This is a genomic window from Myxococcus stipitatus DSM 14675, from assembly GCF_000331735.1.
Taxonomy (GTDB): domain Bacteria; phylum Myxococcota; class Myxococcia; order Myxococcales; family Myxococcaceae; genus Myxococcus; species Myxococcus stipitatus.
In genome coordinates, this window is the sequence record NC_020126.1 from 5,515,241 (window position 1) to 5,541,800 (window position 26,560).

Sequence of the window (26,560 nt, forward strand, 5' to 3'; positions counted from 1 at the left end):
ATCCCGCGCCGGGCTCCGTATTCAGGGTGCGGAGATGAAGCCTCGTCGGACGAGAGAGGCGAGGTACGTCGACAGCAACGTGTCGTTGACCTGGGGGCACGACGTCCCGAGCGACTCGAGCGCCTTCACCGCGTTCTGGCTGTCACACACCGCCATCCGGGGTCCCGAGGCCGTCCTGTCCTCCGGGGGAACCTGCTGGAGGATGGAGTGGAGCTCCATGAGCACCGCGTCGGAGGCCTGCGCGGCGGCGAGCTCGGTCAGCCAGGCGTCGAAGCCCAGGATGCGCAGCGGATAGCCGAACGCCTGCATGCCGCTCCAGAGCGTGGTGGCCCGGACGGTCCTGGGATTGACGATGTGGAACGTCTGGCCGAGTGACTCAGGATGCGCCGCGAGGCCCACGATGGCCCGGCTCGCGTAGTCCACGGGCGTCAGCTCGATCATCGCGTCGACCTGGGGCGCCGCCCCCATCCGGACGCAGGCCTGGAGCGTCCTGCAGAGAAGGTCCTCTGCGCCCCACGCCCCCGTCTGGCTGTGGCCGGTGATTCGCCCAGGACGGTAGATGGAGACCGGGAGCCCCCGCCGCGACGCCTCCCTCACGAGGCTCTCCGCCACCCACTTGCTCTGGGAGTAGCCGCCCGCCACCGAGCCCGGTGGCCCGAGCGGCTCATCTTCGCGGATCGCCTCGGAGCGCCCCGAGGCGAGCACCGAGATGGTGGAGACGTAGTGCAGCGGCTTGACGCGGGTCCGCGTGGCCAGCCGGAGAATCTCCCGCGTTCCGAGGACGTTCGCCGCCTTCAGCCCCTCATAGGGATAGAGGAAGTTCACCAGCGCGCCGTTGTGGAGGATGACGTCGACCTCGCTGGACAGGCGCTCGAACTCCGCCTCGGAGAGGCCCAGCATCGGCTTGCCGATGTCCCCTCGCAGCGGGACGATTCGCGCCGCCAGCGCGTCGCTCCAGAGTGAGTAGCCCTCCAGGTTCTTGCGAATCCGGCGCATCCCATCCCGCGCATCCGAGCAGCGCACGAGGCACCAGATGTTCGCGTCCGTCTTGCGGCAGAGTTCCTCCAGCAGGAACGCGCCCAGGAAGCCGGTGGCGCCCGTGAGCAGGAGGGTGCGCGGCGGGAGCGTGCGCGGCGCGGGGAGCCCTCTCGGGTCGATGTCCGCCTCGAGCACGGCGTCCGCCGCCATGTCCGCCTGTGTCTCGCGCACCACGCGCACGCCCGAGCGCACGGCCTCCACCATCTTCGCGAGGTCCTCCAGGGTCGCCGCCTGGAGCAGCTCGCGCAGCGTCAGCTCGACGGAGCAGGCGGCGCGCACACGGGTCAGCACCTGGTACAGCGACAGCGAGCTGCCTCCCAGGTCGAAGAAGCTGTCGTGGATGCCCACCTTGTCGACGCGCAGCACCTCACGCCACACGGTGGCGAGGGCCTCCTCGTCGGGCGTCCTCGGCGCGACGTACGCCTTCGTCGTCCCCGCTCGTGCGCCGTCGGGTGCCGGGAGCGCCTTGCGGTCCACCTTGCCATTGGGCGTCAGCGGGAGGGACTCCATGCGCACGAAGATGCCGGGGACCATGTACTCGGGCAGCCGGGTCTTCAGGTGATTGCGCAGGTCCGCGGGGTCCAGGGGCTGCTCCCCTCGCGCGACCACGTACGCGACGAGCTGCTTCTCCGCGCCCGGGTCTTCTCGCACGACGACCACGGCGTCTCGCACGCCAGGGTGCTTCACGAGCACCGCGCCAATCTCGCCGAGCTCGATGCGGAAGCCTCGCAGCTTGACCTGGTGGTCCATCCGCCCCAGGTAGTCGAGCCGCCCGTCCGGCAGCCACCGCGCCAGGTCCCCCGTCCGGTACATGCGCGCTCCGTCTTCGGTTCCGAAGGGAGAACGCACGAAGCGCTCCGCCGTGAGCTCAGGGCGGTCCAGGTAGCCTCGCGCGACACCAAGGCCCGCGATGAAGACCTCGCCCGGGACTCCCGGCGGAACGGGCTCCAGGTTCGCGTCCAGCACGTAGACCTGCGTGTTCCCGACCGGGCGCCCGATGAGCACGTGCTCTCCACGCGCCACGCGCGTCCAGGTCGAATACGTCGTCGTCTCGCTGGGGCCGTAGAGGTTGAACACGCCCTGCACGTGGCTCAGTTGGTAGATGCGCTCGACGAGCGCGGCGCCCAGGGCCTCACCCGCCAGGTTCACCGTGCTGACGGACGGAGGGACGGCCCCCGCCAGGAGGAGCGCGTTCATCGCCGAGGGCACGGTGTTGATGAGCGTCACCTCTCGAGCCGAGGGAAGCTCCGGCAGCTCCAGCGCGTTCTTCGCGACGATGACCGTGCCGCCGACACACAGCGGCGCGAACATCTCGAAGACGGACAGGTCGAAGCACATCGACGTCGAGGCCAGCGTCCCCGCGAGCTGTGCCCCCGAGAAGACCCGCGTCGCCCAGACGAGGAAGGCCACGGCGCCGCGGTGTTCGATCATCACGCCCTTGGGCCGGCCCGTGGAGCCCGAGGTGTAGATGAGATACGCGAGGTTCTCGGGCCCTGCTCCGCCCGCGGGACGCTCCGTCCGCTCGGCGTCGAGCACCGGTCTGTCGGAGTCCAGGCAGAGGACGTGGGCGCTGTGCTCGGGCAGGTCCGTGAGGAGCCGCCGCTGGGTGAGCAGCACGGGGACCCGGGCATCCTCGAGGATGAGCGCGAGGCGCTCCTTCGGATACGCGGGGTCGAGCGGGACGTAGGCGCCTCCCGCCTTGAGGATGCCCAACAGTCCGATGACGACATCCTCCGTGCGCTCGACGCAGATGCCCACTCGCACTTCCGGGCCCACGCCCAGGCGCCGCAGGTGGTGTGCGAGCTGGTTGGAGCGCCGGTTCAGCTCTTCGTAGGTGATGCGTCGCGGGCCGCTCACCAGGGCCACGGCCTCCGGCGTTCGCTCGACCTGGGCTTCCACGAGTCCGTGGATGCTCGTTGAGGGAACGGGGAAGGCGGTGTCATTCCACTCGACGAGGACCTGGTTCCGCTCCTCCTGCGTCAACAGCGGGAGCTTCGACAGGCGCGCTTCGGGATGCGCCACGATGGCCTCCAGCATCACCTGGAAGTGCCCCACCATCCGCTCGGCCGTGCGCGCGTCGAACAGCTCCGTCGAGTACTCCAGCATTCCGGCGAGCCCGCGCTCCGCCGTGGCCATGATGAGCGCGAGGTCGAACTTCGCCGTGCCCTCCACGCTCCCGTCGGGTGCGCCTCGCAGGAACGACCATTTCGTCCCTGGCAGATCGAGCGTCGGCGCCGGGATGTTCTCCAGCGTGAAGCAGGCACGCACCAGCGGATTGAAGCCGCCATCCCGCGGAGCCCCCGCGGCCTGCACGACCTCGCTGAACGGCAGCTCCTGATGGTCCATGCCTTCCAGGACCACCGTCCGCGCACGGGCCAGCCACTGCGCGAAGGTCGGGTCGCCGGACAGGTCACACCGCAGCGCGAGGGTGTTCGCGACGAAGCCGATGAGGCCCGGCGGCACGGCCCCTCGATTCGCGACCACCGTTCCCAGGCCGAAGTCGGCTTGCCCTGAGTAGCGATGGAAGAGCGCCGCCAGCGCGGAGAACAGGACCATGAAGAGGCTGCATCCCTCTCGGCGGGCGAGCTCCTTCAGGTCCGCGCCGAGGGCTTCGGTCAGATGGAACGGAAGCACGGCGCCTCGGTACGTCTGGAGGGCCACCGCGCGATCCACGGGAAGCTGGAGCTGCGGCAGGCCCGTGAGCTTCTCCTTCCAGTACGCACGCTCGCGGGCCGCCGCATCGCCTCGCAGCCAGGACTGCTCTCGCAGCGCGGCCTCCGCGAACTGCATGGAGACCGGTGGCAGCGGAGAGGGTTGTCCTCGCGCGTGGGCGCCGTACAGCGCGGAGAACTCCCGGATGAGGACGCCGAGCGACCACCCATCCGTGATGATGTGGTGCTGCGTGAAGAAGAGGCCGAAGTCGTCGGGGCCGACCGCGACGAGGGTGACTCGCAGCAGGGGGCCGCTGGACAGGTCGAAGGGCTTCCGGGACAGCTCTTCCGAGCAGCGGATGAGCTCGGCCTCTCGCGCCTGCTCCGAGAGTCCCAGGCGCTCGATGACGGTCAGCTCCGCGCCGCTCTCCGCGGGCGCGATGACCTGGCGAGGCGTTCCGTCCACTTCGGGGAACCGCGTGCGCAGCACCTCATGCCGACGGACGACTTCGTCCAGGCTTCGGCGAAGGACCGGGACATCGAGTGCGCCGCGAACCCGGAGGCCGAGGTGGACGTTGTACTGCGCCGTGTCCGGCAGGAGCCGGTCGAGGAACCAGAGTCGCTCCTGGCCCGTGGCCAATGGGAGGACCTCGGGCCTCGTGGGGGCCTGGGGTGCGTCGCTGCCCTGCCCTGTGTGCTTCTGCAGGAACGCGAGGATCTCCCCCTTGCGCGCCACGAGCTCGGCGCGAAGCTCGGGTGAGAGGACCGCCTTGCCGGCTTGGACGACGAGCTTGTCTCCGTCCGCGCGGAGGCCCACGCCCTTCTGGGTGAGGGTGACCAGGAACTCTCGGATGTTCATAGGACGAAGACCTCGTTGTCGTCGGCGGTGCCGGTGCCCTCGGCGAGGCTCGCTTGTGCGAGCTGCTCCGCGAGGGTGCGGTCCATCACTTCGCCAGTCAGGTGTTCCCCGAGCGCGGCGAGCGTCGGGTGCTTCCACATCAGGGAGGCCGGCAGCGGTACGCCCAGCGCCGCCTCCAAGCGGTTGCGCAGCTCCAGGCCCATCAGTGAGTCCAGACCGAAGCTCTGCAACGGGGCTTCCCGGTCGATGCGCGAGGAATCCAACCGGAGGACTCGCGCCATCTGCTCACGAACGAGCTGCTCGATACGGGCACGCCCCTCTTCGGGCGTCGCCTTGCGCAGGGCATCCAGCAGGGCCTCGTCCCTGGCCCCGAGTGCCGCGCCCGAGCCCGCGGGAATCAGCTCCGACCACCACGGAGAGGAGCGGGCCTGGGGTGAAAGCTCCGTCCACCGACGGAGGTCGAGCGGCATGACCCCCATCCCCGTCGCGGCGCCATCCAGCAGCCGTCCGAGAATCGTGTTGCCCTCCGCTGGAGTGAGACTGCCCGCGCCGCGCTGCGCGAGGCGTGCGCCTCGGTTGTCCTGCGCGGCGGCCAGGCCGACTTCCGAGAAGGCGCCCCAGTTGATGCTCAGGGCGGGCAAGCCACGTGCACGACGCTGGAGGGCCAGCGTGTCCATGAAGGCATTGGCCGCCGCGTAGTTGCCCTGGCCCGGTGCGCCGAAGAACGACGCCGCCGAGGAGTACAAGACGAAGAAGTCGAGAGGCACGTCTCGCGTCAGCTCGTGCAAGTGCCACGCACCGAGGACCTTGGGAGCCATGACGCGACGGAAGCGCTCCTCCGTCTGCTGCGCGAGGACACCGTCGTCCAGGACACCGGCGGCATGGACGACGCCGCGCAGTGGGTCGCCACTCGCGGCGATGTCCGCGAACACCCGCGCGAGCTGTTCCCTCTGCGCCACATCGGCACCGGTGACGGTGATGCGTGCACCAGCGGACTCCATCGCGGCGATGGCCTCCTGCTGTGCCTGCTTCAACTGCGTTCCACGCCCCAGGAGCACCAGCCGCCGAGCCCCCTGCTCCACCATCCACCCCGCCACCGCGAGCCCGAGTCCACCGAGGCCACCAGTGATGAGGTAGGTGCCATCCTCACGAAGCCGTCGTGCGTCCTTCGCGGGCACGACGACACGGGCCTGCGGGTCGTTCAAGTTGAGGACGACAACCGGCGCCGCCGAGGCTTGCGCTCCCGTGACCGAGGAGCTCCGCACGACGGAATCGCCATGTGCCCGTGAATCCCCGGGCACACCAGCCAGTGAGTCACGAACAACAGTCCCCGCCAGGGAGACGGGTACGGCCGTCACACGCGGAGCCCATGCCCCCTCTTCTTCGAGAGATGCAACCACCTCGCGCCAGAGAGCCGCCAGTCGTTCAGGCCGACGACGCGCGAGCTCCGTCACGTCGACGGCGCAGTAAGCGACGTTCGCGCCACCTGCACGAGCTCGTGCCGCGGGCTCGCGCAGGTCGAGCACGCGACCGCCTTCATTCAGGACCGACAAGCCCTTGTCCGCGCTGTTCGCGCCAGACGTGAGGACGGCGATATCAACCCCGTCCATCAGCCCGGCTTCGGCCTCGACAACGGTTGCACCCGCTCGGCTGGCGAGCTCGCACACCGCCCTCTTCGTCTCGCTCGGGGCCCCGGCGACGAGGAGCCGATCACCGCGCTGGAGCCTCCCCAGGTGGTGGAGCGCATACCAGGCGGGGAGGAGCGTCGCCGCCATGGCCGCGGCCTTCGCCATGGGCAGCGATGCCGGTCTCTCAACCGTGCAGGCAACAGGGACCGTGACGTGGGAGCCCAGGGCCGAACACATGAGGGCGATCCGCTCGTCCCCTGTCTCGACGCCCCTCACTCCGTCACCCCGCGCCACCACCCGCCCGCCACAGCCCACGGAGGACGCAGCGCCGTCCCCATGAAGCACCAGCACCTCGACTTCGAGCTCGAGCTCTCCCGCCCCAGGCGGGCACCGCTCATCCGCCCTCAGCTCGAAGCGCCCCTCTTCAGCGTGTCCCGCGCGGAAGGTGCGTCCTCGCGCGGACACCACGGCCTCGTGCTCGGGCCTCTCGGGTGCACTTCGGACGATGCGCGCGACGTAGCGCCCGTCCCCCCGCAGGGACACTTCCTCCTCGGCATCCGAGCCGACCAACTCCCGGACGAACGCCTCCGCCGCATCCCCAGGCCCCAGCCGCGCTGACACATCCACGCGCTTGCACCGGAACTCGGGATGCTCCTGCGCCAGCGTGCGCCCCAGCCCCCACAGCGGGGCCTGCCCCACACTCGCAGCCAGATTCCCGGCCACATCGTCATGGACACCCCTCGTCACCAGCCACAACCGAGGCGACTGACGCAGCCGGGCGCGCGTGAGCACGTGCAACACGTCCAGGACAGGACCACAACCCAACGCCCGGCTCTCCTCCAGCGTCGCGGGTGTGAAGTCCTCCCCTCGCTCCGCGCCGGAGCTCGCGAAGTGAATCACGCCTCGCAACCCCGCTCCCGCCTCCACCAGCACGGGCTCGAGCTCTCGCGCGGCATCCACTCGCAGGACTTCATCCTGTCGTGCCCGCAGCAGCGACTCGACCGCGGCGCCCAGCTCGCCACCTTCCCCCAGGAGCAGCCACTTTCCCGAGCCCCCCGCCTCCACATCCGGAGCACCGGGTTCGGGGGCTCGCCTCCACTCCTGTCCGAAGAACAAGTCGTGCGCATCACGCTCCGCGGCCGAGCCCTCCAATCGCCGCATGCGCAGCCCATTCGCCTCCACGAGGACTCGGCCCGCCCCATCCATCAGCACGAGGTCGAAGTCGAGCGCCGCCCCATCCTCCTGCTGTCCTGCCCTCGACCGCACATGACAGAAGACCTCGGCGCCCGGGCGTTCGTGGACGCGCAGGGTCTCCAGCAGCACCGGCACCGCGGGGCCCGTGTTGCCCCCAGCGGCCCCTTCATCGACAGCCGCGGCCACCACCTGGAAGCACGCATCCAGCAACACCGGATGGATGCGGTACTCCCCCGCCTTCGCCACCAGGTGCTCGGGCAGGCGCACATGGCCCAGCGCCTCACCGCTCCCACGCCAGACCTGCTGCACGCCCTGGAATCGCGGACCGTAGGTGACACCACGACTCGCCAGCGCTTCGTAGTAAGCCTCACGCGCCACGCTCGCGCCACAGCGCTCCCGGATGGCCTCGAGCGACTCGGGTGTCCGCTCCGGCTCGCTGCGCGTCTTCCGAATCCGGCCGGCGGCATGGGACAGCCAGCCCGTCCCCGCCTCGCCCGTCATCTGGCTCGACAGCAGGAAGGCCACGCTCTCCTCACCCTCGTCGGTCAGCGCCGTCTGCACCGTGCGCGTCTGCCCCTCGGGGAACAGCAACGCTTCCTTGAACGAGGTCCCCACGAGCTCGCACTCGCCATCACCCAACAGTTCGTGCGCCGCGGAGAGCGCCATCTCCAGATAGGCCGTCGCCGGAAGGATGACCGCTCCGCCCACCCGGTGGTCCGCCAGATACGCCGGCTCCGTCGGCGCCAACGCCGACTCCCAGAAGCGAGCTCCCCGCTGCACCGACGTCGTGAACGAGGCCCCGAGCAACGGATGCCCTCCGCCCCCCACGCGCCGCCCCTGCGTCGCCGCCCCCGCCTCCACGTCAATCCAGTACTTCTCGCGCTGCCACGGGTACGTGGGCAGCGAGACAGGCCGGCGCTTCACGGGATGCAGCCGACGCCAATCCACCCCATCGACATTCGTATACAGCCGCCCCAAGGACGACAGCAGGACGGACCACTCCTCCTGCTCACGGCGCAGGCTGGGAACAACCAGCCCGCGTCCAGAGGTGTCCCACTCCTTCAGCATCGCCTCCACGAACGGGATGAGCACCGGGTGGGGACTCAGCTCGATGAACGTCACATTGCCGTCGTCCACCAGGCGCTTCACCGAGTCCGCGAACACCACCGGCTCACGCAGGTTGCGCACCCAGTACGCGCCGTCCATCTCGCGACCATCCAGCACCGTCCCCGTCACCGTGGAGCAGATGGGAATGACGCTCGTGCTCGGCTTCACGCCCGACATCCGCTCCAGCAGGGCCTGCCGCAGCGGGTCCATCTGCGGACTGTGCGAGGCCACATCCACCTTGACCCACCGGCAGAAGACCTCGCGCCGCTCCAGCCGCTCCACCACCTCCTTCAGCGCCCCCGGGTCTCCGGAGATCACCGTCGACCGAGGACTGTTGCTGACCGCGATGGCGATGCGGTCCTCGAAGCCTCGGAGCTCCGCTTCCGCCTGGGCCCTCGAGAGGTCCACGACCGCCATGGCCCCCTTGCCACTGACGCCGCGCAGCAGCTTGCTCCGCTCGCAGATGATGCGCGCGCCGTCCTCCAGCGAGAGCGCTCCCGCCACGTGCGCCGCGGCCACTTCACCCATGCTGTGACCCACGACGGCATGCGGCTCCATGCCCAACGAGCGCCACACCGCCGCCAGCGCCACCTGCATCGCGAACAGGGTCGGCTGGATGACGTCGATGTCATTCCAGCGAGCGGGAGACTCGGGCGACGACACCATGTCTCGCAGCGACCAGTCGGTGAACGGCCGCATCGCCTCGTGGCACCGGTCGATGACCTCCCGGAAGGTGGCGTCGTCGGCGTAGAGCCTGCACCCCATGCCCTGCCACTGCGAACCCTGCCCCGGAAACACGAACACCACCTTCCGAGGCAAGCCCGCGCTCCTCCGCCCCACGGACAACCCGGGATGACTCTCTCCCGTGGTGAAGGCGTCGAGCTGCTCGGCCAGCTCCTGGCGCGTCTTCGCGACCAAGGCAATCCGGTGGTCATGGTGCGCGCGGCCCAGCGCCGCCGTGTGGCTCAGGTCCGCGACCGAGTCACCGGAGTCCTGCTTCAGGAACGAGCGCCACGCCTCCACCGCGAGCGCCAGCGACGGCTGCGTCTTCGCCGAGAGGACGACGAGCTGTGCCCGGCCGTCCTCCGGGGACACCGTCGCGGGCTCCGGGGCCTCCTCCAGCACCACGTGCGCGTTCGTCCCGCTCAGCCCGAAGGAGCTCACCCCCGCGATGCGGCGGCCTTCGATGGCGGGCCAGGGCGTGCGCGCGGTGGGCACTCGGGCCGGGATGCGGTCCCACTCGATGTGGGGATTCGGCGTCTGGAAGTGCAGGTGCGGAGGAAGCTCCTTGTTCCTCAGCGAGAGGATGGTCTTGATGACCCCGGCGATTCCCGCCGCCGGCTCCAGGTGCCCGATGTTCGTCTTCACCGAGCCGATGAAGAACGGCCGGTCCGCCGGACGTCCCTTCCCCAGCACCGCGCCGAGCGCACGAAGCTCGATGGGGTCCCCCAGCGGTGTGCCCGTGCCGTGCGCCTCGATGTACCCCACCAGCGCCGGGTCGATGCGCGCGTTGTCGAGCGCGCGCTGAACGACGGTCTGCTGCGCGGGGCCGCTCGGCACCGTCAGTCCTCCGCTGGCTCCGTCATGGTTGACCGCCGAGCCTCGAATCAGCGCGAGGACCTTGTCCCCATCCCGCTGCGCATCCGACAGCCGCTTGAGCACGAGGATGCCGCAGCCCTCGCCTCGCACGTACCCGTCCGCCGAGGCGTCGAAGGTCTTGCACCGCCCATCCCCCGCGAGCGCCTGCATGTTGCAGAGGCAGAGGGTGATCTCCGGAGACAGGATGAGGTTGACTCCTCCCGCCAGCGCCATCGTCGACTCGCCGCTGCGAAGGCTCTCACAGGCCAGGTGCAGCGAGACGAGCGAGGACGAGCACGCGGTGTCCACCGGCATGCTCGGTCCCTGGAGTCCGAGCACGTAGGACAGTCGACCGGGCACGAAGCAGAAGCCGTTGCCCGTCGCCGAGTAGCCATCGAAGCGGGTGTTGTCCTCCCGCTTCATCAGGCGCGCCATGTTGTCGTTGGACATCACCCCCAGGAACACGCCCGTCTTGCTCCCGACGAGCCGGTCCGGAGCCTGTCCCGCGTTCTCCAGCGCCTCATACGCGACCTCCAGCACCAACCGCTGCTGAGGGTCGAGCGTCTCCGCCTCCCGAGGAGAGATGCCGAAGAAGGGCGCGTCGAAGTGCTCCACGTCGTCGAGGTACCCCCCCCGGGTGCCGTACATCTTCCCGGGGACCCCTCGCTCGGGGTCGTAGTAGCGGGCCGCGTCCCAGCGCGAGGCAGGCACCTCGCGCACGGCGTCCACGCCGTCCCGCAGGAGCTTCCAGTACGACGCCTCGTCGGAGGCACCTCCGGGAAAACGGCACCCCAGCCCGATGACGGCAATCGGCTCGGTGCGAGCGCGCTCCACCCCTTCGAGGCGGGCCTGGAGCTTCTCCACGAGGAGCGCCGCGCGCTGGAGCGCGGAGAGTTCAGTCGACTTGTCTGGCTTGCTCATCCGATTTCTTCCATCAGGGCCGCGAGCTTCGCGTCGAGCGACGCGGCGAGCTCATCCGGCGACAGGTCCATGATCTTCTCGACGAGGGCGGCTTCCTCCGCCTTCGCCTCCTCCACGCCCCCCGTCTGCTGTTCCTCCAGATGGAGGACCTCGCGGAGCAGGTACGTCGCGAGCGCCTCGACGCTGGGGTAGTCGAACACCAGCGTCGAAGGCAGCGCCGCTCCCGCGACGCCCTGCAAGCGGTTGCGCAACTCCAGGGCCATCAGCGAGTCCATCCCCGTCTCGAACAGACGCTGCCGAGGCTCCAGCGGGAACGCCGGGTCGAGGCCCAGCACCTTGATGGCCTCGGCCCTCACGTTCTCCATGAGGATCGACAGCCGCTGTCGAGGCGCCGCGGCCTCCAACTGGCGACGCACCTTCTGCGACGCCCCTGGGTCCACCGAGGTTGCCGCCCCTTCCCGCGCGGCCAGCTCCGAGAACAGCGACGACGCCGCGCCGGGCGGGAGCTGTGAGAGGTAGCGAGACCAGTCGACGCGCATCAGCGTGAGCTGTGCCTTGTCGAAAGCGAGCGCGCGCCAGAGGGCCTTGAGCCCCTCCACCGGCGTGAAGGTCTCGATGCCTTGCGTCCGGAAGCGAGCGGCGAGCGCTGCCGCCATTCCGACCTCGGCCCAGGGTCCCCAGTTGACGCTCAGCGCCGGCAGCCCGAGGGCCCGCCGATGGTGGGCCAACGCATCCAGGAAGGCATTGGCCGCCGCATAGCTGCCCTGTCCCCTCGCCCCCAGCAACGCGGAGGCCGAGGAGTAGAGGACGAAGAGGTCGAGCTCCATCCCCTGCGTCAGCTCATGCAGATGCCACGCGCCCTCCACCTTGGGCGCGAGCACCCGCGCGAAGCGCTCCCAGTCCTGTTGCAGGAGGACACCGTCGTCCAGGACACCGGCGGCGTGCACCACGCCTCGCAGGGGTGCGAGCGCGACCGCCGCCTCGAGCGCGCGCCGCACGTCCTCTCGCTTCGAGATATCCGCCTGGAGGACGGCGACCTTCACGCTCGCCGACTCCATGGCCCGGATGACCTCCCACGCCTCTGGCTTGGGAGCCCCCCGCCCCAGGAGCACGAGGTGACGCGCCCCCCGGTCGACCAGGCCCCGCGCCAACGCGAGCCCCAGTCCTCCGAGACCTCCGGTGATGAGGTAGCTCGCGTCCGGACGCAGCCGGGGAGCCTCCGCCCGGCGCTCGTCCCTCGCGGCCCGCACACGCGCCACATGCCTCTGGCCGTCGCGAATGGCCACCTGCCGCTCGCCGTCCGTCGCGCTGAGCTCTCGCCAGAGCGCGAGCACGTCGCCCTCGGAGGTGACGGGGTCCAGGTCCACGAGCGCCCCACACAGCTCGGGATGCTCTTGTGAGAAGACGACACCAAGCCCCAGCAGCGGAGTCTGCTCCAGCGCGAGCGGCCGAGGCCCGCTTCCCACCGCACGGGCTCCGCGAGTCACCAGCCACACCCGCGCGGAGGACGGCCCACCACTCGCCAACGCCTGGACGAGGTGGAGCACGCTTCCGCAGCTCAGCGCATGCGCCGCGTCCATCCGCTGGGGTGCCCCCTCCTGGAGGGCCCAGAGATGGACGACCCCCGCGAGCGGCTCGCCGGGCAACGCCGCCTCCGCGAGCAGCCGCAGGTAGTCCTCCGCCCGTCGTGGGTCGATGGTGAAGTGGTCCTCTCCGTGGCGGAGGAACGACGCTCCCGGCTGGACTCGAATCGGACGGCAGCCGCTCTCACGCAGCTTCGACGCGAGCGCCTCCGCGGGACCGGTGCCCTCCGTGAGCAGGAGCCACCGGCCGCGCGCGGGGACCCCCACGGGAAGGGCCTGTCGCTGCCAGCCCACCTCGTAGATCGCATCTCGCGAGTCCTGCCGCAGCACCGCCATCAGCGCCTCGCGAGGGGCCCGCTTGTGCTTCAGCCCTTCGATCTCCACGAGCACCCGGCCGTCCGCGCCGACGACGTACACGTCACCGGAGATGATCTCCCCCGTGACGCCCCCGCCGTCCCTGCGCACCGCGTATGCCGTCACGGGCCCCGTCGGGCGCTCGTGGAAGCGGAAGCGGCCCAGGGAGATGGGCACGTAGACGGTGGACAACTGCTCCTTCGCGCGAACGAGGTCCGTCCCCAACGCCTGGAGGAAGGAGTCGACCAGTCCGGGGTGGATGAACAGGCTCGGGTCATCCTGGTCCGTGGGGCCTCGCATCTGGCAGAGCACTTCGCCCTCTCCGCCTTGGATGCGGTCGATCCACCGGAACCCGTGCCCCAGGTGGTAGCCGATGTCGCGGTTCTGCTCGTACATCCCCGCGTCCGCGACATGCGTGCAGCGCGCTTCAATCTCCTTGAACGAGAGGGGCGCGGGACGTGCGGCCCCTTCCTCCACCTGCAACGCACCGGAGCCGTTGAGGACCCAGCTCGCGGACTCGTCCTCGACGGAGGACTCCACGCTGTAGATCTCGAAGCCGTAGCGGTGCTGCCCCTTGGGCGTGAGCACGAGCTGCACGAGCCGCTCTTCTCCCTCGGCGAGCACGATGGGCTGCGGGAAGAGGCAGTCCTCCAACGTGTACGAGCCGGGCCCGAGCGCCTGGGCCGCCGTCGCCAGGATGCGCGAGATGTGGCACGAGCCCGGCACGACGACTGTTCCATACAGGCGATGGTCATCGAGGAACGGAAGCGCCTCCGCGCTGAAGCGCGCCTCGAAGACGAGCGCCTTGTTGAGCGGAGAGCGCACGCGCTGGCCGACCAGGGCATGACCACTCGCCGCGCGCGGTGCCGCGGGGCGCGTCGACTTGGGGACCTCCAGCCAGTGGCGCTGATGCTGCCAGGGGTACGTCGGCAGGGCCACGCGCCGACGGGGGCGGTCCCCGTTGAGCGCGGCCCAGTCCACCGTGAGCCCACGCGTGTACAGCGCGCCCAGGTTCGTGAGGAGGTGTGGCTCCTCGGGCTGGCCCTTTCGCAGCGAGGAGAGCCAGGTGAGCCCCTCATCCCCCAGCGCCTTCATCGCCAGGCCGGTGAGCGTCGGATGCGGCCCGACCTCCACGAAGACATCCGCGCCCTGCGCTCGCAGCGCACGCACGCCGTCGTGGAACCGCACGGCCTCGCGGACGTGGCGGCGGAAGTAGGCGGCGTCGAGCGTCGCCTCCCCTTCGAGCACCTGCCCCGTGACGTTCGACGCGAAGCGGATGCGCGGCACCCGGCAGGTGACCTTCCTGGCCTCACGCTCGAAGGACTCCAACATCGGGTCCATCAACGGCGAGTGGAAGGCGTGGGAGACCGTGAGCCGTCGGGTCTTGAGTCCCTCCGCCTGGAACAGCCCGGCGAGGGTGTCCACCGCCTCGCGCTCGCCGGAGATGACCGTGTCCTGTGGCCCGTTCACCGCCGCGATGGAGACCCGCCCCGCGTACGGCTCCAGCGCCGCCGAGACCCGCTCCTCGCTCGCGGTGACAGCCACCATCTCCCCGCCCCGGGGCAGCGCCTGCATGAGCCGCGCGCGCTCGGTGATGAGGCGCAGCGCCTCCTCGAGCGTCAGCACTCCCGCCACGCACGCGGCCACGTACTCGCCCACGCTGTGGCCCAGCACGCCCCAGGGCTCCACGCCCCACGAGCGCCACAGCTCCGTCAGCGCATACTCCAGCGCGAAGAGCGCGGGCTGCGTGTACTCCGTCTCGTCGATGCGCTCGCCCGCGCCGTGCATCACCGACAGCAGCGACTCGCTCAGCTTTCCCTCGAGGAGGGCGTCGCAACGGTCGAGGGCCGCCCGGAAGACGGGCTCGGAGGCATACAGCTCCCGGCCCATCCCCGCGTACTGCGAGCCCTGCCCCGTGAACAGGAAGACGACCCGAGGCGACTCGTCACCCGCGCGGCCGTGGACCAGGCGCTCCGCCTCCTCGCCTCGCACGAACGCCAGCAGCCGCTCGCGCGCCTGGCTCGGTGAGTCGGCCACGAGGCCCAGGCGATGGGAGAATTCGGAGCGCTGGGTGCTCGCGGCGGTGCTGACGTCCGCGAACGATTGCTCGGGGTGGTCCGCGAGGTGCTCGCTCATCCGCGTCGCGAGCTGCTTCAGCGCTCCCTCCGTCTTCGCGGACAGCGCGAGGACCTGGAAGGCTCGCTCCGGCCGCGCAGCCGGGGCCGGGGGCACGGGGGCTGGGGCCTCTTCGATGACGATGTGCGCGTTGGTGCCGCTGAGGCCGAAGGCGCTGACCCCCGCGATTCTCGGACGCTGTCGCTCAGGCCACCGCGTGGCCCGCGTCGCGATGTCCAGCGGGAAGCCGTTCAGCTCGATGTGCGGATTGAGCTGCTTCAAGTGCAGGTGCGGAGGGATGACCCCGTGCCGGTGGGCCAGCACGACCTTGATGAGGCCCGCGATGCCCGCCGCCGCTTCCAGGTGGCCGATGTTCGTCTTCACCGAGCCGATGAGCAGCCGCTGCTCCGGCGTCCGCCCCTGGCCCAGCACGTCGGACAGCGCCCGGATCTCGATGGGGTCGCCCAGCGACGTGCCCGTGCCGTGCGCCTCGATGTAGTCCACGTCGCTCGGCGCCACTCCGGCGTTCTCCAGCGCGGCGCGGAGGACCTGCTGCTGTGCCGCGCCGTTGGGCACGGTGAGCGCGCTGCTCGGTCCGTCGTGGTTCACCGCCGAGCCGCGAATGACCGCGAGCACCTCGTCGCCATCCCGGCGCGCGTCCGACAGGCGCTTGAGGACCACGATGCCGCAGCCCTCGCTGCGCACGTAGCCGTCCGCGGAGGCATCGAAGGTCTTGCAACGGCCATCCTTCGAGAGGGCGCGGAGCTGCGCGAGGTACACCGTGGAGTGCGGTGACAGCGTCAGGTTGACGCCGCCCGCGAGGGCCACGTTGCTCTCTCCCGCACGCAGGCTCTGGCAGGCGAGGTGCACGGCCACGAGCGACGAAGAGCACGCGGTGCTCAAGCTCATCGCCGGGCCCTGGAGCCGCAACACGAAGGACAGCCGCCCCGCGGCGAAGCTCGCGTCGTTGCCCGTGGCGATGTACGCGTCCCCCGCGGCCTTGTCCGTCCCCACACCGTGGATGGAGGCGTACTCGTTGCTGCCCAGGCCCACGAAGACACCCGTGCGCGTGTTGGCGAGCCGGGCCGGTGCGATGCCCGCGTTCTCCAGCGCCTCCCACGTCACCTCCAGCAGCAGGCGCTGCTGCGGGTCCATGCTCGCCGCCTCGCGCGGAGAGATTCCGAAGAACCGAGGGTCGAACTGGTCGACCCCCTCCACGAAACCGCCCCACCGGGTGTAGCTCTTCCCGGGTGCTCCCTCGGGGTCGTAGTAGGCGCTCAGGTCCCACCGGTCCGAGGGCACCTCGCGGATGGCGTCGACACCTCGCTCCAGCAGTCGCCAGAACTCGTCGGGCCCGGAGGCCATCGGCACCCGGCAGCCCAGGCCGACAATCGCGATGGGCTCGTTCACGGCGATGGCCGCACGCTCCACCGCCACAGTCTTCTCCTCCTCGCGGAGGACGTCCCGCAGGAGGTGCGTCGAGAGCGCCTGCACGGAGGGATGATCGAACGCGACCGTGGAGGCCACCGGCATCCCCAGTCGCGCGGACAGCCGGCTCCGCAGCTCCACCGCGGTCACCGAGTCCATGCCGGAGTCGACGAAGCCCTGGTCCACCTTCACCGAGGTCGCCGAGGGGAAGCCGAGCACCCGAGCCACCTCCTCCCGCACCCACGTCGTCATCAGCTCCGCGCGGCGCTCGCTCGGGGCGTTGCGCAGCGTCGTCAGCCACTCGCTGCCCGTGGCAGACGGCGCGGTGGAGCGCGGCGCCACCGTCGGAGTCCCGAGGCCCTCCAGCAGCGGCCGTCGCCCGCGAGCCTCGTAGACGGTCTTGAAGCGCTCCCAGTCCACCACCGCGACGCTGCGCTGGGTGACGTCGGATGCCATCAGCGCTTCGAGCACCTGGAGGCCCTGCTCCACGGAGATGGAGCCCATGCCCATGCGCGCGAACCAGCGCTGGCCTTCTTCCGTGGCCATGCCCTCGGCCGCCCAGGGGCCCCAGTTGATGCTCAGCGCGCGCTCGCCCTTCGCGCGGCGGTAGTGCGCCAGCATGTCCAGGAACTGGTTGCCCGCCGCGTAGTGGGCCATCTGCGCCGAGCCCCACACCGCCGAGCCCGACGAGAAGTAGACCGTGAAGTCCAGGTCCAATCCCCGCGTGAGCTGGTGCAGCGCCCAGGCTCCCGCCACCTTCGGCTTCAGGATGGCGGACAGGGTGGCGTCGTCCATCGTCTCGAATGGAACGAGCGTGGAGACACCCGCCGCGTGGATGATGCCGCGCAAGGGAGCGGGGCCTTCGCGCACGGAGTCGATGACCGCGGCCATGCGCGCCGCGTCTCCGACGTCCGCGCTGACGGCGCTCACCGTCGCGCCGGCCTTCTCCAGGGCCTCGACCACGGAGAGCTGCCGACCGGTGTCGCTGTCTCGTGGGACCGAGCCCCACGTCGCGCGCTCGGGCAGTCCACGGCGGCCCAGCAACACGAGGTGCCGCGCGCCCTTCTCCACCATCCACCGCGCGACATGGAGGCCCAGGCCCCCCAGTCCGCCCGTGATGAGGTAGGTCGCGTCGGCTCGCAGCGAGAGTGCCTTGGAGACAGGAGCAGGAGTCGAAGGGACGAGGCGCGCGACGTGGCGGATGCCACCCCGGAAGGCGACCTGGTCTTCTCCATCGGAGCTGGAAAGCTCGCCCCACAGCGCCTCGGCTTCGTTCGAGGGAGCCCCCGGCTCGAGGTCCACGAGCCCGCCCCACAGCTCCGGGTGCTCCAGTGCGAGGACCCGTCCCAGGCCCCACAGCGGGGCATGAACCGGCGAGCGGCTCGCGGCTCCCGCCACGGCCTGACTGCCCCGCGTGCCCAGCCAGAGGCGGACACCGGGCGTGCCGATCCTCAGCAAGGTCTGGGCGAGGTGCACGGCGGAGTGGACACCGTGTTGCTGCGCGGACTCGAGGTCCGTGAGGGAGGGTTCTTCGGAAGAGGGCTCTGCCGCGCCCCAGAGGTGGATGACGCCCCGGAGCTCGCCGACCTCGCGGAGGAGCTTCTCGTAGTGCTCGGGGCTGCGCGGGTCGAGCGCGTGCACGTCGTCGCTCGGAGACGTGTCCGTTCCGGGGACCACGAGCCAGCACGGCTCACCTCGGGCATTGAGCAGCGCCTTCAACGCGCCGCCGAGGCCCTCCCGGTGACCGAGGATGACCCAGGTCCCCGTACCCCGGGGCGTGCGCGTGACGGCGCCACCACGGGCCTTCACCTGCCAGGACACGTCGTAGACGAGCTCGGCGGAGGTGGACGCTCCCGTGCTCCTCGCGTGGCCCGCCTCGTGCGTCAGCGAGCGCGCCGTCATGGCGAAGTCGCCGAGGTCGACCCAGTACCGAGCACGCTGCCACGGGTACGCGGGAAGCGAGACGACCCGCCCACCCGAGGGGAACACGCGCGCCCAGTCGACGGGGAAGCCCCAGGCGTGAAGCCCGCCCAGCGCCCCGAGGACCCCGGTGCGACCATCGCGGCCCTTGCGCATGGAGGAGAGCGCGGCCCCCTCCAAGGTGCGGCGCGAGAGGGCCTGGGAGACATAGCGGCCGAGCGCGGGCTGCGGTCCGAGCTCCACGAAGAGACGGTAGCCGTCCTCGAGCAGCGCGTTCGTTGCATCCGCGAAGCGCACGGCTTCGCGCAGGTTGTCCGCCCAGTAGGACGCGTCGAGCGAGTGACCTTCGACGAGGGCACCCGTGACGGTGGAGAAGAGCGGAATGGTGGTCGGCCGGGTCTCCAGCGTGCCGAGGAGAGACTTCAGCTCGGACTGGAGCGGCACCATCTGGTGACTGTGGAATGCGTAGTCGACGCCGAGGTCTCGAGTGGAGACACCTCGTGCCTCGAGGGATTCGAGCACCTGGGCGAGCGCTGACGGTTCTCCCGAGAGGACGACCGAGCGCACGTCGTTGATGGCCCCGACCGAGAGTCGCTCTCCATGGGGGGCAATCTCCGCATGAGCCTCGTCTGGCGAGAGCTCGACGGCGGCCATGCGCCCCTGGCCGGTCACTCGCTGCATCAGACGGCCACGGTGGGCCACGAGGCGCGCGGCCTCGGCGAGGCTCAGCGCACCCGCGACATGCGCGGCGGCAACCTCTCCGACGCTGTGACCCACGACGGCCTCTGGGACGACGCCCAGGGAGCGCCACATCGCCGCGAGCGCGACCTGGATGGCGAAGATGGCGGGCTGTGCCACCTGCGTCTCATCGAGCCGCGACGCGCGGTCTTCCGCCTCCAGCGCCTCCACGATGGAAAAGCCCGTGTGTGGAGCCAACAGGGAGTCGCACTCCCTCAGCGCGGCCGCGAACGTCGCGTCCTGGGCGAGAAGCTCGCGCCCCATTCCCTTCCACTGCGTGCCTTGCCCGCTGAAGACGAAGGCCACCCGGCCCGGCTTGCGCGGGACGACCCCCGCCGTGAGCTGCGCGGCCACGCCGCCGTCGAGGTAGACGCGCAACTGCTCGGCGATCTCGGACCGCGAGCGCCCCGCGACGGCCAGCCGATGCTCATGCTGTCCGCGCCGCAGCGCCGCGGTGAAGGCGATGTCCCGAAGCGAGAGGGACTCACTGCGAGCATCCCACAGGAAGTCGCGATACGCCCCCGCGTACGCCCTCAACGCGGCCTCACTGCGTGCGGACAACACGAGCGGCTGCGCGACCTCCAGCAAGGCCCGAGTCCCATCAAGCCCCGTGTGGACTTCTCCGCGCGCGGCCGAGGTGTTCGCGGTGGGGGCCTCTTCGAGGATGGCGTGTGCGTTCGTCCCGCTCATGCCGAACGAGCTCACTGCCGCATAGCGGCGCCGCTCGGACACGGGCCATGGCTGGAGCTGCGTCGGGATGACGAAGGGCGTTCCCTCCAGCGAGATGCGCGGGTTGAGCGCCTTGAAGTGCAGGTGCTTCGGGATGGCCTCGTGCCTCAAGGCCAGCACCGTCTTGATGAGCCCCGCCATCGCCGCCGCGGACTCCAGGTGGCCCAGGTTCGTCTTCACCGAGCCCAGGTAGCAGGGGCTCCCCTCCGGCCGGGACTTCCCATACGTCGCGCGCAACGCCTCGGTCTCTATCGGGTCGCCCAGCGGCGTGCCCGTTCCATGCGCCTCGATGTAGCCGATGTCCGACGGCGACAGCCGAGCCGAGGCCAGCGCCTCGCGGATGAGCGCCTGCTGCGCGAGCACATTCGGCGCGGTCAGTCCGTTGGAGCCACCGTCCTGATTCACCGCCGTCGCGCGGATGACCGCGAGGACGTTGTCTCCCCCCGCCACCACGTCCGAGAGACGCTTGAGCACCACCGCACCGCAGCCCTCGCCGCGCACGAAGCCGTTGGCCCCCGCATCGAAGGCTCGGCAACGTCCATCCGGAGAGAGCGCCGACAGCTTCGAGAGCCACAGGCCCGGCCTGTCCGAAAGCACCAGGTTCACGCCTCCCGCGAGCGCCGCGTCGCACTCACGGTTGCGCAGGCTCTGGCAAGCCAGGTGCAACGCCACCATCGACGACGAGCACGCCGTGTCCACCGTCAGCGCCGGCCCCCTCAGGTCCAGCAGGTACGCAAGCCGCCCCGCGATGACGCTGTTGGAGACACCGATGACCGAGTAGATGTCCCCTTCGACATCGGCGCGCGCCTGAAGCATCGCGTAGTCATTGCCACTCGCGCCGACGAAGACGCCCGTCCGGGTCCCCGTGAGCCGGGACCTCGGCAACCCCGCGTCGTCGAGCGCCTCCCACGCGACCTCCAGCAACAACCGCTGCTGCGGGTCCATCGCCACCGCCTCGCGTGGGGCGATGCCGAAGAACTCCGGGTCGAAGCCATCCACCCGGTCGAGGAAACCTCCCCACCGCGTGCCCAGGTGCTCCGCCGCATCCGCGCTCGTCCGCCAGCGATCAGCCGGGACCTCGCGCACGGCATCCACTCCGTCCTCCAGCAGCTTCCAGTAGGACTCGGGACTGTCCGCGCCTCCCGGGAACCGGCACGACAGACCGACGATGGCGATGGGCTCGACTCCCTGCTCCACGGTGGCCGCGGGCTCCGCGCGAAGCCCCTTGGGGGCAACACTCCCCGCCACCACCGGATCGGCCAGGGCTTCCACCGGAAGGTCGAGCTGCTCGAGGAGGTGCGCCGTCAGCGCCGCGACCGTGGGATACGCATAGATGAGCGTCGCGGACAGCGTGAGCTTCAGCCCGGACTCCAAGCGGTTGCGCAGCTCCAGCCCCGTCAGGCTGTCCATCCCGAGCACACCAAAGGGCTGGTCCAGCTCGACGCGCGCCGCGTCCTGCTTGAGGATGCGCCCCACCTGCTCGCGCAAGTACGCCTCCAACAGCGCCCGACGGCGTCCCGGCTCGGCCGCCACCAGGCGGTCGCGCACGTCGCCCTTGCGCGGCGTCGCCGAGCTGGCCTGCTCCTTCATCAGGACCGAGAGGAACGGTGACTGCGCCGCGGCCACGTAGAACTCACGCCACTGCCGCAGGTCCAACGGAACGACGATGGCCTGCGCCGAGGGACGTGCCAGCAGACGCCCCATCGCATCGAGCGCCTGCGCCGTCGGCATGCTCCCCACGCCCCGCAGCGCGAGGCGCTCTCCCCGATTCTCCGCCGCCGCCGCGAGCCCGACCTCCGCCCAGGGGCCCCAGTTGATGCTCAGCGCAGGCAGGCCCGCAGCGACCCGGTGGTGCGCCAGCGCATCCATGAAGGCGTTGGCCGCCGCGTAGTTGCCCTGCCCCGGCGACCCCAGCACCGACGCCGCCGAGGAGAACATCACGAACACGTCCAGCGGCCGCCCCAAGGTCCCCGTGTGCAGGTTCCACGCCCCCTGGACCTTCGGCGCCATGACCGCGCGGAGTCGCCGCTCATCGAGCTGCGTCAGCACTCCGTCGGCGATGACACCCGCCGCATGGAACACCCCGCGCAGCACGGGCAGCTCCGCGTCGATGCTCGCGAGCAGGCCCGCGACGTCCTCCTCCCGCGATACATCCGCGCGGTAGACACGCACGTCCGCACCCGCGGCCCGAAGGGCCTCCAGGACCCGAACTGCCTCCTCGGAAGGAGCACCCCGCCCGGAGAGCGCGAGACGCCGCGCGCCCTGGCCCACCAGCCACTTCGCGACCTCCAGTCCCAGACCGCCCAAGCCGCCCGTGATGAGGTAGCTGCCGTCCGTCGCGACGACGAAGGGCCGTGCCTCCACCGGAGCGGACACCCCTCTCGAGAGCCGAGCCACCTGGCGCACCGAGCCGCGCAGCACGAGCCGCTCCTCGGGTCCATCGGCCAGCAGCTCCTCGGCGAGCGCGGCCACCTCCTCGGAAGCCGGCTTCGCGCTCAGGTCCACATGAACGCAGCGCAGCTCCGGATGCTCATGCCCCACCACCGCCGCCAGTCCGACGAGCGACGCTGCGGCCAGTGCGCCCGAGGCGTCTCCCGCCGCGACCGTGCGGACCCCAGACGTCACCAACCACAGTCGGGGTGCATCCCGCCATCCACGCTGGGCCCACGCCTGGAGCAGGTGCACCACGCTGACACTGCCCAGCGTCTGCGCGCTCTCCAGTGCCCCCGGCTCCCGCGCGTCGGGCGTGTCGAGGCTGAAGAGGTGCACCAGGCCCTTGCACGGCAGCTGCTCCGTGAAAGCCTCTCGGAGGAGCGCCTGCAGGTCCTCGCCACTGCCGGGCCGGATGCGGAAGTGCTCCGCCCCGAGCCGCTCGTAGGCAGTGCCCGCTTCCACGATGACGCAGCCCTGAGAGCGCTCCGCCAACGCCGTCGCCAGCGACGCGCCGACACCCCGTCCGTCCACGAACACCCACCAGCGCCCCGCCCGCTCCGCGGGTCCGCCCTTCGTCCGCTCCGGACGAGGCTGCGGCTGCCACTGCACGGCGTGAATCCATCGCTCCACTTCATCCACCGGCGCCCGCGACGTCTCCACGCGCTGGCACACCAGGCTCCGCGCCTCGGCGACCACCGTGCCCCGCTCGTCGAGGAGCCGCACGTCGCACGCCACTCGCCCCGTGGCGGTGGAGCTGCCTTCCAAGACCCGGACATGGCTCCACACCGCCGTCCCCGGATGCACCGGCATGCTCAGCTTCGCGAGGGTCACGGGCACATAGACACCGCCCTTCCCGTCGACTCCCTCCAGCGCCGCCGCGAGCACCTGGAAGCAGCCATCCAGCAGCGCGGGGTGGATGCCGTACCGCTCCGCCTCCGCTTCCTGCTCCTCCGCGAGCTGCACGCGCCCCAGCGACTCCCCTCGCGCCTTGCGCAGCTCTCGCACCGTGCGGAAGCTCGGGCCGTAGTCGAGTCCGATGCCCTGGAAGGCTTCGTACTGCGACTCCACCGAGGCTCGCGTCTCGCATCGCGCGAGCAACTCCTCCAGCGGGAGCGAGGCCACGCTCTCGGAGGTCGTCCCGTGACGGACGGAGCCTTCCGCATGCAGCGTCCACTCACCCGCCGCGGTCCCCTCCTCGCTCACCGGAGCACTGAAGAGACGGAAGGCGCTCGCCTCCGGACGCTCCGACGTCAGCCAGAGCTGCACCAGTCGCGACTGCTCCTCCGGGAACGACAGGAGTGAGCGGAACCCGAGGTCGGCCAGCGACACGGGCCCATCGAACGCCTGCCGCGCGGCGCTCAACGCCATGTCCATCATCGCCGCCGCGGGCAGCGCGGGGACACCCTGGACCCGGTGCTCGGAGAGCATCGGAAAGTCCCGAGGCCCCAGCTGCACCTGCCACAACCGCGCGACCCCACCCTGCGCGGAGAGGTCCACGCGCTCCCCGAGGAGCGGATGGCCGACGGTGCCTCGCGACGAGCGAAGGCCCGGGGTGACGGGCTCCATCCAATAGCGCTGGCGCTGCCACGGATACGTCGGGAGCGACTCGCGCCGTCCCTCCACGGGGAACACCTGCTTCCAGGCGACCCGGTGCCCCGTCGCATACAGCGCGCCGAGCGAGGACAGCATCGTGCGCCGCTCCTCCTCGTTCCGACGGAGGGACGCGAGCACCGTGCCCTCCTTCTCCACCGCGCGCATCGTCTGCTCGACCGCGGGGAGCAGGACGGGATGCGGGCTCACCTCGATGAAGACCTCGCAGTCGTCCGCGAGGAGCTTGCTCGCGGCGGCGGCGAAGAGGACGGGCTCGCGGAGGTTGCGCCCCCAGTGCGCGGCGTCCAGCCGTGCCCCGTCGATGAAGTCGCCCGTCACCGTGGAGCAGATGGGGAGGTTCGTCGAGCGAGGCTGGATGCGCGCGAGCCGCGCCTCCAGCTCCTGGCAGATGCCGGCCACCCGCGGCGTGTGCGACGGAACATCCATCTTCACCCAGCGGCAGAACACGCCGCGCTTCTCGAGCGCCGCGACCGCTTCCTTCACGGCCTCGGGGTCGCCCGAGAGCACCTGGGAGCGCGGGCTGTTGAGCGCGCCCAGCCACACCCGCCCTGTCCACGGGACGAGGGCCTCCTGGGCCTCCGCGACAGGGAGCTCGACCATCGCCATGGTCGCGCCATGTCCCCCCAAGGTCCGCATCAAGCGGCTGCGATGGCAGATGATGGTCGCGGCATCCTCCAGGCTCAGCGCGCCGGCCACGTGGGCCGCGACGACCTCGCCCATGCTGTGCCCCATGACCGCGTCGGGCTCGATGCCCCACGAGCGCCACAGCGCCGTCAGCGCCACCTCGACGGCGAACAGCGCCGGCTGGTTGATGTCGATTTCATGCAGCCGCGAGCGGGACTCATCCGCCGCGATTTCGTCCAGCACGCTCCAGCCCAGCTGAGGCCGCAGCACCGCGTCCACCTGCGCGAGGGCCTCGCGGAACACGGGCTCGCTCGCCATGAGCGCCTTGCCCATCTCCGCCCGCTGGGCACCCTGCCCCGGGTACACGAAGACGACCTTGCGACGGACGCCGAACGCCTTGCGGCCCGTCCACAGCTCCCCAGGCGCTCCCCCCTCCGCGAACGCGCGCAGCCGCTCCACGACGCGCTCCCGCGTGTCCGCCAGGACCGAAACGCGGTGCTCATGGTGCGTGCGGTGGAGCGCCGCCGTGCGCGAGAAGTCCGGCAGGGACACCGTCGCGTCGCTCGCCAGTCGCTCCGCGTAGCGTGAGGCCAGCGCGGTCAGCGCCGCCTTGTCGCGAGCGGAGAGCGTGAGCACCTCCACGCGCTCCGGCAGCGAGGGCTTCGCGGAGGCCACGGGGGCCTCCTCCAGGATGATGTGCGCGTTCGTGCCGCTGATGCCGAACGAGCTGACACCGGCGCGGCGCGGCTGGCCTCCATCCGCCCAGGGCGTGAGCTTCGTGGGGATGAAGAGCGAGCTGTCCTCCAGCCCGATGCGCGGATTGACCTGCTTGAGGTGCAGGTGCGGCGGGAGCGTCTGGTGCCGCATCGCGAGGACGACCTTCATCAGCCCCGCGACCCCGGCCGCCGACTCCAGGTGCCCCACGTTGGTCTTCACGGACGCCAGGGCACAGGCGCCCCCCTCCGGCCGAGGCGCTCCGTACGTCTCCCGCAGCGCCTCCACCTCGATGGGGTCACCCAGGGACGTGCCCGTCCCGTGCGCTTCCACGTAGGTGACTTGCGCGGGCTGAAGCCGGGCGTTCTCCAGCGCCTGCTTGATGAGCGCCTGCTGCGAGAGCACGTTCGGCGCCGTCAAGCCGGTGGACTTTCCATCCTGGTTGCTCGCCGAGCCCCGGATGACGGCGAGGATGCGGTCTCCCTCCGCCTGCGCATCCGAGAGGCGCTTGAGCACGAGCACGCCGCAGCCCTCGCCTCGCGCGAAGCCGTTGGCCGCCGCGTCGAAGGCCTTGCAGCGCCCGTCCGGCGCGAGGGCTTGCAGCTTCGACACCAGCACCAGCGACAGCGGCGAGAGGATGAGGTTGACGCCACCCGCGAGCGCCAGGTTGCACTCGCGGGCGCGCAGGCTCTGGCAGGCCAGGTGGATGGACACCAGCGAGGACGAGCACGCCGTGTCCACCACGAGGCTGGGGCCCTGCAAGTTGAGGGTGTACGAGAGCCGACCCGACAGCACGCTCATCGCCAGGCCCGGGATGCTGAAGGCATCACCGGACTCGGGGCGCTCGAGCTGCATGAGGTGGTAGTCGTCGTTGCAGGCGCCGATGAACACACCGCCTCGGCTCCCCGCGAGCTTCTCCGCGTCCACGCCCGCGTCCTCGAGCGCCTCCCAGGCGACCTCCAGCAACAGGCGCTGCTGAGGGTCCATCCGCACGGCCTCGCGCGGAGAGATGCCGAAGAAGCCCGCGTCGAAGGCGTCCACCTCGTCGAGATAGCCACCCCAGCGCATCGCGCCGTTGCCGATGAGAGCGGCCTCCTCCGGCGACCAGCGGTCCGTGGGGACCTCGCGCACGGCGTCCCGGCCCTCCTGGAGCATCCGCCAGTAGGACTCCACGCTGGAGGCCCCGGGGTAGCGGCATGCCATGCCGACAATGGCGATGGGCTCCTTCGCCGCCCCTTCCACCGCGTTCAGCCGCGCCTGCATCTTCTCCAGCGCCACGAGCATTCGCTTGGCGGGAGACAACTGCTCACTGGAGTCATCGCTCTGGTTGGACAT

Annotated in this window: 3 protein-coding genes; all 3 read right to left on the reverse strand. The window is 70.7% G+C overall.

Translation table 11 applies throughout. The features are described 5' to 3' along the window. Positions 1-21 precede the first annotated feature (21 nt). From MYSTI_RS21390 to MYSTI_RS21400, 3 genes are read right to left on the reverse strand one after another with little or no spacing between them, the layout of a single operon-like run. The gene (locus MYSTI_RS21390; RefSeq protein ID WP_015349878.1) at positions 22-4,548 is read right to left on the reverse strand and encodes a non-ribosomal peptide synthetase; all 4,527 of its coding nucleotides are present in this window, start codon (positions 4,546-4,548) and stop codon (positions 22-24) included. Then, on the reverse strand, positions 4,545-10,976 hold the full coding sequence (locus MYSTI_RS21395) for a type I polyketide synthase (RefSeq protein WP_015349879.1): 6,432 nt from the start codon (positions 10,974-10,976) through the stop codon (positions 4,545-4,547). The genes MYSTI_RS21390 and MYSTI_RS21395 overlap by 4 nt, the downstream gene beginning before the upstream one ends. After that, on the reverse strand, positions 10,973-26,560 hold the full coding sequence (locus MYSTI_RS21400; protein ID WP_015349880.1) for a type I polyketide synthase: 15,588 nt from the start codon (positions 26,558-26,560) through the stop codon (positions 10,973-10,975). Before MYSTI_RS21400 ends, MYSTI_RS21395 begins: the two co-directional genes overlap by 4 nt.